Source organism: Pectobacterium nicotianae, assembly GCF_023272715.1.
Classification (GTDB): Bacteria; Pseudomonadota; Gammaproteobacteria; order Enterobacterales; family Enterobacteriaceae; genus Pectobacterium; species Pectobacterium brasiliense.
In genome coordinates, this window is sequence record NZ_CP096821.1 from 3,315,797 (window position 1) to 3,330,369 (window position 14,573).

At 39.5% G+C, this 14,573-nt stretch carries 13 protein-coding genes; all 13 read right to left on the reverse strand.

Annotation, left to right across the window (positions count from 1 at the left end):
- Nucleotides 1–13: 13 nt before the first annotated feature.
- The 13 genes from MYB54_RS14835 to wecA all read right to left on the reverse strand — a co-directional run bounded on the left by MYB54_RS14835 (nt 14) and on the right by wecA (nt 13,825).
- Entirely contained in the window at nt 14–1,201 is a 1,188-nt protein-coding gene (locus tag MYB54_RS14835; protein WP_039509319.1) for a glycosyltransferase, read from the reverse strand.
- On the reverse strand, nt 1,198–1,689 hold the full coding sequence (locus MYB54_RS14840; RefSeq protein WP_100017298.1) for a DapH/DapD/GlmU-related protein: 492 nt from the start codon (nt 1,687–1,689) through the stop codon (nt 1,198–1,200). The genes MYB54_RS14835 and MYB54_RS14840 overlap by 4 nt, the downstream gene beginning before the upstream one ends.
- A gap of 66 nt (nt 1,690–1,755) precedes the next feature.
- On the reverse strand, nt 1,756–2,961 hold the full coding sequence (locus MYB54_RS14845) for an oligosaccharide repeat unit polymerase (RefSeq protein ID WP_248720985.1): 1,206 nt from the start codon (nt 2,959–2,961) through the stop codon (nt 1,756–1,758).
- 1 nt (nt 2,962) lies between these two features.
- The gene (locus tag MYB54_RS14850; protein WP_248720986.1) at nt 2,963–3,823 is read right to left on the reverse strand and encodes a glycosyltransferase family 2 protein; all 861 of its coding nucleotides are present in this window, start codon (nt 3,821–3,823) and stop codon (nt 2,963–2,965) included.
- Between the two features lie 48 nt (nt 3,824–3,871).
- Nucleotides 3,872–5,137: an O-antigen translocase gene (locus MYB54_RS14855; RefSeq protein ID WP_248720987.1), complete on the reverse strand. Its 1,266-nt coding sequence runs from the start codon at nt 5,135–5,137 to the stop codon at nt 3,872–3,874.
- The gene (locus tag MYB54_RS14860) at nt 5,134–6,246 is read right to left on the reverse strand and encodes a DegT/DnrJ/EryC1/StrS family aminotransferase (protein WP_100017299.1); all 1,113 of its coding nucleotides are present in this window, start codon (nt 6,244–6,246) and stop codon (nt 5,134–5,136) included. Before MYB54_RS14860 ends, MYB54_RS14855 begins: the two co-directional genes overlap by 4 nt.
- Complete coding sequence (locus MYB54_RS14865) at nt 6,243–7,436, reverse strand: formyltransferase family protein (RefSeq protein WP_248720988.1); 1,194 nt, start codon at nt 7,434–7,436, stop codon at nt 6,243–6,245. Before MYB54_RS14865 ends, MYB54_RS14860 begins: the two co-directional genes overlap by 4 nt.
- Before the next feature lie 2 nt (nt 7,437–7,438).
- Nucleotides 7,439–7,831 (reverse strand): sugar 3,4-ketoisomerase, encoded by a 393-nt coding sequence (locus MYB54_RS14870; protein WP_010296768.1) that lies wholly within the window; start codon nt 7,829–7,831, stop codon nt 7,439–7,441.
- 4 nt (nt 7,832–7,835) lie between these two features.
- Nucleotides 7,836–8,711 carry a glucose-1-phosphate thymidylyltransferase RfbA gene (rfbA, locus tag MYB54_RS14875; RefSeq protein WP_014914722.1) on the reverse strand — a complete coding sequence of 292 codons (876 nt, stop codon included), beginning with the start codon at nt 8,709–8,711 and terminating at the stop codon, nt 7,836–7,838.
- 138 nt (nt 8,712–8,849) lie between these two features.
- On the reverse strand, nt 8,850–11,024 hold the full coding sequence (gene wzc, locus MYB54_RS14880) for a tyrosine-protein kinase Wzc (protein WP_014914721.1): 2,175 nt from the start codon (nt 11,022–11,024) through the stop codon (nt 8,850–8,852).
- A 16-nt stretch (nt 11,025–11,040) separates the two neighbouring features.
- Complete coding sequence (locus MYB54_RS14885; RefSeq protein WP_014914720.1) at nt 11,041–11,475, reverse strand: arsenate reductase/protein-tyrosine-phosphatase family protein; 435 nt, start codon at nt 11,473–11,475, stop codon at nt 11,041–11,043.
- Nucleotides 11,476–11,483: 8 nt separating this feature from the next.
- Nucleotides 11,484–12,620, reverse strand: coding sequence for a polysaccharide export protein (locus MYB54_RS14890; protein ID WP_039468169.1), 1,137 nt, complete (start codon nt 12,618–12,620; stop codon nt 11,484–11,486).
- Nucleotides 12,621–12,745: 125 nt separating this feature from the next.
- On the reverse strand, nt 12,746–13,825 hold the full coding sequence (gene wecA / locus MYB54_RS14895; protein WP_039468166.1) for a UDP-N-acetylglucosamine--undecaprenyl-phosphate N-acetylglucosaminephosphotransferase: 1,080 nt from the start codon (nt 13,823–13,825) through the stop codon (nt 12,746–12,748).
- Nucleotides 13,826–14,573: the final 748 nt, after the last annotated feature.

Genomic DNA, 14,573 nt, shown 5'->3' on the forward strand with positions numbered 1-14,573 from the left:
TGGCATTGGATAGTCAAGAATTACGAAAAATAAAATTCATCAATTTATTACTTGCACATTCAGGCGCCAGCAAATTAAGAACATTATTTTTTCCTTCCTCAGCAGTTTTTCTAGACCAGGCTATATCATGAATAACCTTATCAAAGGCATTTATGATTTCGTCTTCTGAATCAGTACTCAAGAAAATAGCACCATCTGCCCCCAAGACATGGCGAACATCACTGATGTCCGTTGATATCACCAGCAGGCCAGAGTTCGCATATTCTACAACTTTAGATGGAAACGTCGTATTGGCAAGAGATCCGATTATCGGCTTCAATGCAAGCCCAACATCACAATTAACCAACAGATCATGATAATCAGAGTTACTCAGTCTTCCATGGACACGAACAGCAGGAAATCCCTCACCGTTCATTAGATCCTGGAAGCTCTGTAAAGACGGACCCTGTCCGGAAATTTCAAACTGAACATTACACCAACGTTGACTATCTGAACGCATCAAACGAATTGCATTGGATAATCGCTCAGCTCCTGTATCCTCAGATAACGACCCAGACAATAAAATAGATACCTTATTTTTATCAAATACGGTGGTTTCTCTTATCACAGGACTCACAGTGCCATAATAACAGGTTGTATGTTCTATTTTTGTCATCGACGACAGTGCAGAACATGCGAGCATTGCACCATCTTTGCAAAAGGTATCATAGAGCCAAGGGACGATTGACTTAACTTTATTTTTGAGTGATTTTCTTTCATTAGAGACAATCTCTCCATCTTCAATATCTATGATTCTTTTTGCTCTAAAAATCACTGAAACAAAGAGACTTAAAATGTAAGCAGGTAGACGATTATAGAAAATGACCGCTTTATCTGAGTATCCTCCTTTAGCTATAGAACAAGCAGTAATAATAGCTAAATAAAGGAAAGTTAGTAACTCGGAAAAGAAACGAATATGGGTAAAAGGCAGATAGGTAATATTTACATTACCATTTTTTATTTTTTTGAGATTATAAAATTTAAAACCACCATTTGCCTTTCCTCGCCCCATGCTAACAATGTCAACATGTACGTCAGTATCAGCTAATGCATCAGCAAGCATAAATACCTTTCGGGATGCTGCTGGGCTATCTGTTGTTATATTTCTTTCACTTCTAACCACGTCATCAATAGCATTACAAACGATAATAATTTTCTTCATGGCAAAATACGCTTAACCTTAGCGGGCACACCAGCAACCAAAGAATTTGGAGGAACATCATCAGTGACGACAGAGCCTGCAGCAACAATAGCGCCTTTGCCTATCGTAACGCCGCCCAATATAACTGCTCGAGCTCCAATCCAACATCCCTCTTCCACAATAATTGAGGCTGCGGTTCCTTTGCCAGCTCTTCTTTCACTACCACCGATTTCATGAGAACCAGTAATGAAACTAACTTCATGACCAATATCGCAATTACTCTTTATTGTCACAACAGCCATAACATTAGAATATATTCTAACATTGGGACTGAGCCAAACATCGTCCCCTAAGAATACCTCTCCATTACCGTAGATACCACCGCCGCCGCAATAACATACCTTATCACCGACATGAACTTTAACAAGCTTGAGGAGGAACCGTCTTAAAGAGAAAAAGCGAGATGTCGGGAGAATGCAATGCAACATCCTAACAAAGAACCTAAACATACAGCTCCTTTTTATATTAAATCAAAAATTTATATCGAAAAATAAGTGTCCAACAAAGAGATTTTGTTAAGTTCGTCTAAAAAACAATACTCGTAGAAAGAAAAGAGACATTATCACTAACAATAACTGCCATAACATTTCGCTAAAGAACCCACGATAGAAGTGTAGCGTGTAATATGTAAAGAATGAATAAAGAGCTACTTTAAAGCACTCTGCATAATAAGACTCTTTTGTGTAAGATGCCGTATTATAGATTAATCGTGCAAAGAACCCTAAAAAACCACACAGAATAATAACAGCGATAAAGCCACCATTGATATACATGTCACCAAACAATGTAGCGACTGTCCCACCGCCTGTATTATATTGAGATGGATTATAACTAAATGAAATCACCCTGGATATGCTCTCGGGTTTATCTGGCCATATACTGCGTGGCACAAACATAAAAGGTGTTCGTAAGACTCCGTTTTCGATTCTTATAAATGAGTCTTTTATTATATTAATATACATCTCAAATGAGTTAAACGATTCTAGCGCAGTGACAATTAAATTCTTTATGTCATGAAAATCAGAATCTAATAACCTTTCAATAATAAACATCACATCATTATTCTCTCCCCTTCCGCGCTTCAAAAGCAGAACAAGCATTAGGAAAGGTGCACAGACCGCAATTAATAAATAATGATAAAACTTCACAGTGAAAATTTTAAAGTAATGTCCATAAAACCCCCATATTATTATTTGTTGGATGATCAACATCCTGGTAGGGGAATCAAGCACACTAAGTAAAGACAGTGAAAAGCATAACCAATATCTTACTCTACTTCCTTTTATATAGAAAAATAGAAAAAGTGTAACAAACGTGGTTTTTAGTATATATAAAATAGTTAAATACGGGTTGTTATCGGAGAATGAACTAGTGTAATCAATATCATCCCCGACCAGATTATCTTTGAGAAAGAACGTACTTAGTAAACCAGAAAGAATTAATAAAAACGCAATAATTATAAATATGTTTAGTATAAACTCTTTGCGCGAAATAAGGTCTCTTTCAAACCAAAGGAATTTTCTATTGTGAGAGTAAGATAAAAAGAAAGACAATGCGCCAGTGAGCGATATTACAAAAGCAAAGATAGAATATATATCGAACTCTGACAATACAAAGGGGACAATTATAAAATAAAAAAAAGAAAATAGAAAAATAAATTTGTAAAATCCCTTTCCAAACGGACCTGTTACTTTGTTATTTAATGAACGCAAGTCAATCATTTTATTTTTTCCAGATAAAAACCAGTTTAATAAAACCGATTAAAAAGCTACTGCTTAGAAAAAACCGAACATCCGGGAAAATAAATTTTAATGAGTATGGTTTATATTTTCTAGTTAATTGCCTAAAGGAAAACTTACTCCATTCTATTTTTGAGCGTTTGTATATTTTCTCATTTTTAAAAAGATCTATTGTCTTGTGATGATATTCAGCTATAAGAGCAAGATTCCCTGTTGTGTTATGGCTATGAATACGATAGTTAGCTAAATTTTGAGGCAAAACATCCAACGTGCCACCATTGACTGTCAAGCTAAGCCATAAGTATAGATCTTCGACCTTTAAATCTTCTCTGAAATTATCCTCAGTCAATTTATCTCGACGAATCAGTATTGTCGCTGGAGGTATATTATATCCTTCAGTCATAATTCTTTCAAAATCAAAAACTTCGACCTTCTCTCTAACTTCTCCCGGTGTGACATTGTTAAACTCATCAATCACATTCACCTGAGCACAGCATGCAACACAAGAGTCATGGGCGTTCATGTACTTGATTTGTTCTTCAAGTTTTTTTTCCAGCCACATGTCATCTGAGGCCAGAATAGCAAAGTAGTCTCCAGTGCATAGTTCAAGGCCTCTCTTTAGGGTTTTAGATAACCCTTCATTGGCTTTGTTTATATAAATAAAATCATGATGTTTTTTTAATTCAGAAATTTTTTCATGAGAATTGTCAGTCGACCCATCGTTTAAAACCAAGATCTCAACAGGTGAGTAACTTTGATTTAAAACACTAGTTATAGAGTCCACCACATATTTTTCATGATTATATACAGGAATAATAACACTAACTAAATTATTTATTGACATAATAACCTTATTTACCTTCAACCACCAATAATTGCCAAGACACTATATTTAAATACGATGACGACAAACTCTGTTTAGATTAAGGCTTACAAAGATCATGTATAATAAGTAGTTAATCAAATAAGCCAAATTCGCGCCTTGCGTACCATATGCATCAATCAAGAAGTATGACAAGACGACAAATAGCCCACTAAAAAATATCTCTGTAAAAATAAACCATTTTGTCGCACCTCTAGAAATCATAGGGTATGCATAAAGCCAACTGACGATTTTTATGACATCACCAACCAATTGGATAGCAAACAGATCCCTAGCATCTCTAAATTGCTCAGTGAATAGCAAAGATATAGCAACATCTCTTAAAAAATAAACACAAACAGCCATCAAGGAAACAACAGGAATAATGATGAGTAGTGTTTGATTAATTTCTTTTTTTATATCTTTTACATCTTTCAATGTTGACAACTTAGGCAAAAAGTATGTACTCAATGCTATTGTTATTACACCGAGGTAAACCTCAGAAATCTTCCATACGGCTTGCCATTGTCCCGCACTTTCCCAGCCAACATTAGAGACCAAAATATTACGTACAGCAATTAACGCGATAGGTACTGTTAGAGAAGAGGTAATGGCCATTAAAATATACCCACCTATTCTCTTTTTATGCTCCTTATCGACACCCCCATTTCCCCACCAAAAACGTAATGCTACCCACGGTTGGCGTAACACCCCGCATAAAAGTACAATCCCAATTAACGCCGTTTGTATAGCTGCGGCTAACAATGCTCCGGTTATTCCAAATGAAACAACCAGAGTGATCATTAATATGCATGATACTGCTGTTGAGATTGCACCAAGCATTATATAAAGGCGATATTGCTGATAGCCATTAACCACAGAGTTGACTAATGTCCCAATAGCAGCCAATGGTAACATTGCTGATGCAGCCCAGATTATCCAGGCATAATCTGGATCACGAAATAACCATTCTGCAAGCGGCCTTGCAAACAGAAATCCACTCGGCATCACAATACATAAAATAACCACCAGCCACCAAGCACTCGCCTTCCACCAGGGTGAACAAGCGCCGATTCCCTGTTTTTCATATTCAGCAGTGTAACGAACCAATCCACTACCGACTGGAGCATTAACAATTCCATTTAGGCTCACGATCATACTTTGAATCTGGCCCAGCATCGCCATTCCCGCAGGGCCGGTGTAAATGGCAACAACTTTAGCAATAATAAAACCACTTCCCATTCTTGCCAGCGTTAGTAACCCACTGAAAAAAGTCACAGAGAGTAGTTTTTTCATCCTTGGTACTCATTAATAACGGTAATAACTTCCTGTATGTCCGAATCCGTCAGAATTGGTCCCATCGGCAGGCTGAGTACCTGTTCATGTATGCGTTCTGTAATTGGAAAATCACCTTCAGAAAAACCTAAATTGCTGTAAGCCTCTTGGAGGTGTGGTGGTGTAGGGTAATGAATTAAAGTTTGTACACCGCGTTCGGTGAGATAAGCCTGAAACTTACTGCGATTATCACACTCAACAACAAATAAGTGCCAAACATGTTCTTCAAATTTTTCAGGATATACAGGTAATTTAATGAGATCGTTTTTTATTCCAGAGCAGTACAGACTTGCAATTTCTTGTCTTCTTCTATTACTTTCATCTAGCGACTTTAGCTTCACGGATAGAAAAGCAGCCTGAAGTTCATCAAGCCGACTATTAACGCCTTGATAAAGGTTTTCGTATTTTTTATGTGAGCCATAGTTACGTAAGGCCATTAATGTTTCAGCCAATTCATCATCGTTTGTGGTTATCGCTCCAGCATCGCCAAGCGCACCAAGATTCTTACCTGGGTAAAAACTGAAACCGGCTGCATCGCCCCATCCACCAACTTTTTTACCATCAAAAATAGCGCCGTGAGCCTGGGCACAATCTTCCAATATCAAGAGGTTATATTCTTTAGCAATGGTTAAGATATCATCCATCGGGCTTACTTTTCCGTAGAGATGAACAGGCAAAATTGCTTTTGTCTTATCTGTTATCGCTGCTCTTATTTTTTCAGAAGATAAGTTATAAGTATCTGGATCGGGTTCTACCAGCACTGGTACCAATTTATTTTCAGTAATCGCCAAAACTGAAGCAATATAAGTGTTCGCCTGGACAATAACTTCATCCCCTTCTTTTAGCTTCCCAAGCTCTATCCATGCTCGAAAGGTTAAAATAAGTGCATCTAATCCATTTGCCACACCTATTGCGTGCTTTACGCCACAATAATTTGCAAATTCCTTTTCAAAAGAAGCAAGTTCTGAGCCTTGAATATACCACCCTGAATCAACTACTTTTTCAAAAGCTGCTAACAAATCTTTTTTATATTCATTATTGATTTTTTTTAAATCTAAAAAATTTATCATCTTAGTTCCTTAAAAATTCTCTGTTCAGCTTCATCTATTTTAGATAATTCAAGATAATCAAAAACATTTAACCCATTATAATCTTTGATATTCAAGTCAGCACCTAAGTTTACTAACTCTTCCATTAGGTGGTAATTTTTGCTCTTTATAATGTGGTCCTTCAAGTACATTGCTACAGTCGTGCCATTGTAATTAGTGTCATTGATATCAGCCCCAATCCCCACCAATTTCTTTATAAGTTCGATATTCCCATGATAGGCAGCAACAATTATAGGGCTCCATCCTTTTTGGTTTTTCTCAAATAATATATTATAAAAAGGCGCTTCTAAAATAAGATCTTCAAAAGTCGCATTCTTACTCAACTCTAATAATTTAGAGAAATTATCTTTGTACAGCATAATATCATAGTCAATTGAAGACAGAATAATGTAATTATTACTTTCCTCAACTACCGAACCAGCTTTTAATGATGACTTATCATCCAATATTTTCGCACCAAAAATATCACACCCCAAAACCTGAGGAAGTTGATAATAGCGAAAAGTGAAAGCATTGATTTGCTGTTTTATTTGAAACGCAGTTCTATTTAACTCTATTTTTATGTTTTTATAGTCAATGCTTTTTTTAGAGTAGTAACTTGAATTGATATGACTCTGCTTTTTCCTTTCATATTTCCCTTCTAACAATTTAGGAAACGTGTCTTTTACCAATTTAGTTCCATAATGGATATACTTTAAATATAAAGAACCTGCTGTTTCGTTTTCATCAAGCGGGAACTCCTTTTGAGATATGATATCCCCAGTATCGATCCCATTATCGATTTCATGAAATGTCACGCCTGTCTTTTCTTCTGCGTTAATAATAGGCCACGCAGACGTATACATTCCTTTATATTTAGGTAAATTTGAAAAATGAATATTGAAACAATGACTTTTCTTAAATTTTTTCGTATCAATAATCTTGTCAAACTCTAAAGATATAAATACCCCTTCAACTAGATATGCATCTTCTAACGATAAAGTTGGTATTCCATTAGAATGACAGAATTTTTTGTATGACCGCTGAAATGTATCGCATCCATTATCAGTGCTATTAGTGACACCAAATACTTTTATTTCAGGATATTTTTCTAATAGCCACCCAACAAAATCAACTGCAATGTTATTTTTACCCGCAACAACAACATTCATTTTCACACCCCTGATAAAAACTCATCATAGTTTCTAATATAATCAGATTCATCATAGGGCTGATCTGCCAATACCATTAATACACAGTCATCAGAAAAATCATACATCTCCCGCCAAATGCATGAGTCAATAAGAAGACCCTGGGCCGGGTTATCTAACAGCAGATCTACCTTCTCGGTACCATCATCGAGTAAAAAACGACAAGAGCCCCGCACAGCTATTGCGACTTGCTTTAACGCTTTATGAGCATGGAATCCTCTGCGTACCCCAGCTTTCGTTTTAAATAAATAATAAACGCGTTTTATTTCAAACGGGATGTTTTTATCTTGCTCGAGTGCAACTAATGCACCACGCTCATCGCCATGCGTTTGTAATTGTATCAGTCTTATCTGCATTGAATTAATCCCGAAAATCCTTGACGAGTCTCTCTAGATATTGGCCATACTGGTTTTTAATCAGCCTATTTGCTGAATCCAGTAATTGTGAATTAGTTAGCCATCCGTTACGCCAAGCAATTTCCTCCAAACACGCGATCTTCATTCCTTGCCTTTTCTCTACTGTTTCAACAAAAGTAGAGGCTTCGATTAAGCTATCATGCGTACCTGTATCCAACCAGGCAAAACCACGCCCTAGAAATTCCACTTCCAGTTGTCCGCGCTCCAGATACATTTCATTAAGTGTCGTAATCTCCAGTTCGCCTCTTTCGGAGGGTTTTACCTGTTTGGCTAATTCAACAACTTGATTATCATAGAAATATAAACCTGTTACCGCCCAGTTCGATTTGGCTTTTTTAGGTTTTTCCTCGATGGAAAGGACATTCTTATTCTCATCAAATTCAACGACGCCGAACCGCTCCGGATCCATAACTTGATAACCAAATACAGTGGCACCCGTTTTCTTAGCAGCAACGCGTTTTAACACCGGACTAAATCCTTGTCCGAAAAATATATTATCGCCTAATACCAGGCTGCAGCTATCGCCAGCCAGGAATTCCTCGCCAATAGTAAATGCCTGTGCCAATCCCTCTGGTTTAGGTTGGACAGCATAAGAAAGTCGAATGCCAAAAGCGTCACCGGTGCCCAATAATCGTTGAAATGCACTCAGATCTTCCGGCGTAGTAATTATTAAAATATCCCGGATTCCAGCCAGCATAAGGACAGATAGCGGATAATAGATCATCGGCTTATCATAAATAGGCAGTAGCTGTTTTGAAACGCCTAATGTAATAGGGTAAAGGCGTGTTCCTGAACCACCAGCAAGGATTATACCTTTCACGGTCAACTCCAATAGAAAATCAATTTTGGGTATAAAATCTGATAGAAAATTTACAACAGATGATTTACAGCGAGGTATAAAGAAGACCGGATGCGAACATCCGGTTATCACAAGGAAAATTCAATTCATAGAGAAATATTAGCTATTTTTCTCTGATTTATAATCATACGTATAATAGTGATAATTCCCATAACCATAATAGCTTGCTGCACGTTTCACGATGGCATTCAGAATGACACCTTTTATTTCTGCACCATTCTGTTCAAAGCGACGAATACTTACCTCGATTTCTTTGAGTGTATTCACTTCAAAACGTGCGACTAAGAGGGATGTCCCTGCATGACGGCTAATAATAGCAGCATCGGTTACAGCGAGTATTGGCGGTGTATCTAATAATACAATATCGTAATGCTCCGCAGCCCACTTAATAAATTCTGGGAACCGATTATGCATTAAAAGTTCAGACGGATTAGGTGGAATTTGTCCGCGAGGAATAAAATCCATATTTTCCACTGCCGTTTTTCGAATACTTTTCTCTACGGCTATCTGCCCAGATAAAATGTCCGATAAGCCATCAACACTCTGCGTTCCCATCAGTTCATGGGCATACCCTTTACGCATATCACAGTCAACAATAAGAACGCGTTGGCCAGATTGAGAAATAACGGCACCAAGGTTAGCACTGATAAACGTTTTACCAATTGCTGGGCTAGCACCAGAAATCATCAATACATTGTTCTTCGCCTCCATCATCGCAAAATGCAGGCTAGTACGTAGACTTCTAATCGCCTCAATAGCAAGGTCGGTAGGGTTTCCAATCGCAAGTAATTCAGTAGACCGCGTGTTGCTTTTATTCGAGCGTGTTAATAATACCCGGTCTTTCTTCTGTTGCCATTCAGACAAAGGTACACTTGCATAGACATTTATACCCATTTCTTCAAGCTGTTCAGGGCTTTCAATGCCTTTATGCAGCACGGCTCTGAGCACGACAAATGCTGTTGATATCATACCGCCCAACAGCATTGCGAGTAATACAACCAGAACTTTTTTGGGTTTTACCGGGCTTAGCTGAATAGCAGAGGGATCAATTATGCGAACATTACCCACTGTACTTGCTTTATTGATACTAAGTTCCTGCTGTTTATTCAGCAATTGCATGTACACTTCTTGCCCAACATTAACATCTCGCATTAAGCGTAATATTTCCTGCTGGGTTTTTGGCATAGCAGCAACACGCTTATTGATCTTTTCACGCTCATCTTCCAGCGTTTTTCGTTTTTCCATCAATGAGCGATAAGTTGGATGCTGTTTAGTATAGAGCTTTGATACTTCTGCTTCTTTAAACGTTAGCTCATTTAACTGTGTTTCAATCGCAACCATCGTATCCAGAACGGCTTTGGCTTCTAGCGATAAATCAACAGACTCATTTTCCTGACGATAGGTGTTTAATTTATCATCAGCATTATCAAGATTTAAACGTACATCCGGAAGTTGCTCTTTAAGAAACTCAAGGCTCTTCCCTGCTTCTTCTGATTTTCTCTCGACGTTTTGCTGTAAATAATTATGGCTAATGCTATTTAATATTTTATTGGTTAGCTCGGGATCTTCGCCTTCAAAGCTGAGAGCTAATACACCTGTATCCTTGCCTTTATCAGCGACTATAAACTTACTTAATATGTTATTGATTGCTGTAAGTGAATTTAGTTTCTGAAGACGAAAAACAGTACCAGCCTCTGCTTGAATATCGCTGACCAATAAAGAAATATTATCGTGCTTCGCTATTTGTCCAACTTTGCCTTCAAATTTTACTGTATCACCAGCTTCAATTTCATACGTCTGTGAATCAAGAATACGTAATTCAATTGCCTCATCTTGCCACGACTTGGGTACTTCCAACCTAGAGACAGCAATTCTTCCAGGTTTCTCATCCATCAAGCGGGCAAAACCTTTACCAAAAATAGGAAAATATTTCTGTTGTACAACAATGCTCAGCGATAAATCATCTACTGTTTTACCGACGACCATCCGTGATTTTATAATTTCGATTTCAGCAGCTGACTCAGGTTTTGAATCAGGTAAAGAGCTAGAGATATCTTTCAATAGCGCGTTACCTGAACCTTGCTCTACCTGAACTAGCGCATCTGCTTTATAAATCGGCGTCGCAAACGTGGCATAAAGAATACCGATAATAGTGAAAACTGCCGTAACACCAATAATTAACCAGCGATTATCCAGCAGTGTTCCCAACAAACGACCTAAATCAATCTCATCCGAATTTGTTTCGGCTGTTTTTACTGAAATTTTCTCTGCCATGGGTTTCCCTGACTTGTTAACGGCTTAATGCTTGTGCCCACTTCTGAGCAGATTGCTCAAGTTGCAAATAGACAAACTCAAAGGCTTCGCGACTTTTACGATAAGGATCAGCAATCTCCTGCTGTTCCGACCAGCGCCCAAATAACATTGTCTTACCACGTACTTCAGGGGCGATACGGCACACGCCATCAATATGTTCTTTTTCCATCACGAGAATAAGATCAAACTGACGACACAAAGTCGACGTTAATTGCTGCGCCTGATGCCCTTCGAGAGAAAGGTTATGTTGGTTTGCTACTTCAGTCGCTGTCGCATCGGCAGGCTTCCCAACTAATGCACCCAGTCCGGCAGAAACGATTTTTTTCTCAGGCAGAGCCTGCTTCAGTAACCGCTCCCCTGTAGGGGAACGGCAAATATTGCCTACACAGACAACCAATATTGAATCAAACATAATTATCTCTATGGCCAAGTACGAACACGCAAACCACCTTCCGTCAATTCATTGAATGCGGAAATAGTTGGGACCAATTGTGATATCAAGCGATTCCAACGAACCAATGGTGCGCTCGTGACATATACAATATCGTAAGGTTGAAGCTGAAACTCCGTCCCCATAACCATAGCTGTGGCATCGGCTGCATTAAGCTGGTAGATATTCGCCATTTTTGGTCCTTGAGTCCCTCTTAATGGGCGAATAACAAATACCCCCGTTGCATCAGCAAGCGTTTGATCCATGCCTTCTGCATTGCCCAATGCCTCGGTCAGCGTCATACCGCTGCGATCCATTTTGAGGGTGCTTTGCTTTTTAACTTCGCCCATGACGAACACTTTCAGGTCATCATTACGGGGAATATAGAGGATATCGCCAGGATAGAGGAGGTGGTTTTGTGAAAGGTCACCGTTTTGCATCAGTGCCTGAAGAGAAATTCGCTGTTCTTTACCATCATGGGTAAGAGTAATATTTCGCCAGTCCGCATTTTCGGTTAGCCCGCCAGCGTTGTTTATCGCATCAAGGACGGTAAGTGGCACGTTGGTAATCGGTTGCTGGCCTGACTGGCTGACCTCACCGGAGACATACGCCTTCTGCGAACGGAAAGCCGCAATACTGACATCAACCTGAGGGGACTCAATATACGTTGCTAAACGCCCCATAATTTCGTCACGTACTTCGCTCACAGTTTTACCAGCAACCTTCACCTTTCCGATATAAGGATAGAAGATTGTACCATCAGAATGCACCCAATTCCCCGTATCCGCAGCGGTACGATACGTTCCCGCAGGCGTGGTTAATTCAGGGTGATCCCATACTGTAACCATAATGACATCGCCAATACCGATGCGATATTCATAACCTTCCAGCTCGCGTTCCAGCGCAGGATTATTTTGCGCAATCAAAGGCTTAGGCCGCATCTTTTCGATTAAATAAGGCGTCATCGGGTAAACATTGACCAACTTATCAATATTAAAATCAGCGTCTTGCTGCTCGATAGTTTCTTTACCACCAGTGGATAAATGGCTACCGGGGATTAGAGTACAGCCGCTAAGCAGGGCTAGGGACACCACAGCGGGTATCAATTTTAACTTGTGCTTTATCATCCTGTTTATGCCATCGCTTATGATTAAATGTCGCGCAAATCCCTACAAAATAACTCGTTATTATAGAGGACTTTTATTCAAATAAACCCGCAGAGTGGGACGTAAAAAACAGCTAATTCATTGCATTAGCGCCGTTGCTCCATTTTCTCCGCAACAGCAACGTGTCCATGACTACTACGCCGAAACCACGTCAGTAGACGCCATATTCGGGTAATTGACCAAAAATAGCCAACAAAAATCACCAGAAATGCGCTCAGCATGATAGGTTCCATCACACCACCAAGCTCACCAATAATGCCCACTGCGGCAAGAAACAAAGCCGCCAAAACAATTGCTAGCAAAGATTGTCGAGAGCTCAATCCTGCACGCATCAAAATATGATGTAAATGCTCACGATCGGGTTTAAAGGGGCTATCACCTCTGCGAATACGCCGTACCATGATCGTCACCATATCCATTAAAGGAACAGCGATCAGCCACAATGCCGTTACAGGGCGGATTATGGCCTCTTTGCCCTGCGTTGCCAGCACTAGCAACCAGATAACAGTAAAGCCGATGAGCGTACTTCCGGCATCCCCCATGAATACTTTAAACTTTAGCCCCCACGGAACACCAAGATTCAATAGGATATAAGGCAATGTCGCCGCTAGCAGACATAGGCTCCATTGAGCTAACTCGTGGCGTCCACCAATATAAAAGACGACGGCTAGCGCACCAAACGTAACGCAAGAAAGCGCACCGAGTAAGCCATCAATACCATCAACCATGTTGAAAGCATTAATCGCTCCCCATACCGCAAATAGAGTAACGGTGTACCCAAAGATTCCCAAAAACAACTCATAGCCGAACAGCACATGACCCAGGCTGATAAGGTATAAACCAGAATACATCATCAAACCCGCGACAAGTGCTTGTAGGCCAACGCGAGGGAGAACGGGAAGATCAAAACGATCGTCCAAAACACCTACCACTAATAATGCTGTCGCACACACCATGTAAAGAGAGAAGTCGGGGAGCCATGCAGGATCAAAAATATACATAACCCAGAGGGCCATATAGATAGAAACACCGCCAACAAGTGGAATATGACCACGGTGTCTCTTGCGCTCATTAGGTTTATCCACCAGCCCGACTTTTATTGCTACTTTTCTTGCCAGAAACAACGCAATAAACGCACTCAGGAAAACCACCATGAATTCTTGCATTTTTGCACCATCATCAACCCGTTATGTGAATGTTTTGCATCAGACACGCTACCGCCCTTGGCTTATAGCAACCAATGCGCTGTCAAACAATGTACGGAACACCATCCTGTGGCTACATATCCGGATCCGTAAGCCTTCTGCTTTTATGTAAATACTTCATAGATTCGCTAGCCAACTGACATTGCTAACAAAATATTACTCATCAATATGTTTATTTATAAAAATATAACCAAGTCGACAAAGCCAATTTTTCACCCCAATAGTATTGACGACGAAGCGAAGAGCACAAGGAGAAGATCTTCCAAGACGAGCTTTTCAGAATAAGACTACGCACTTCGCTTTCCCCAATGCGCCAGCAACCGAAAAGCTATCTTTGCAGGAGGCAGTAAACTGCGAACAGAAAATCATAGCAAAAAACCAAGCCTCCCTGTCGTAAAAATCCTGTTAAATCGGCATGCATATTCTATGCGTTGTCTACCAACACTATCAAATACTAACGCGTCCTATCCCGCTCATAATTCTGAAAATCTTGCCTATCGATGCTTTTTCACGCGGTTTTCAGCAACGCATCAACAACACTCAGAAATGACTGACTACTGCGTAAGATCGGGATGAACTATGGGCAAACAGGCTATCTACAGACATATTGGCCTAGTCAAAAACAAAGAATATCCCTGCAAATTCTGGTTCATCTGTGCATGCCCTGATACGCTATCGAGGTTATGTTCCTTTAAAGGTGAAAAAAGAG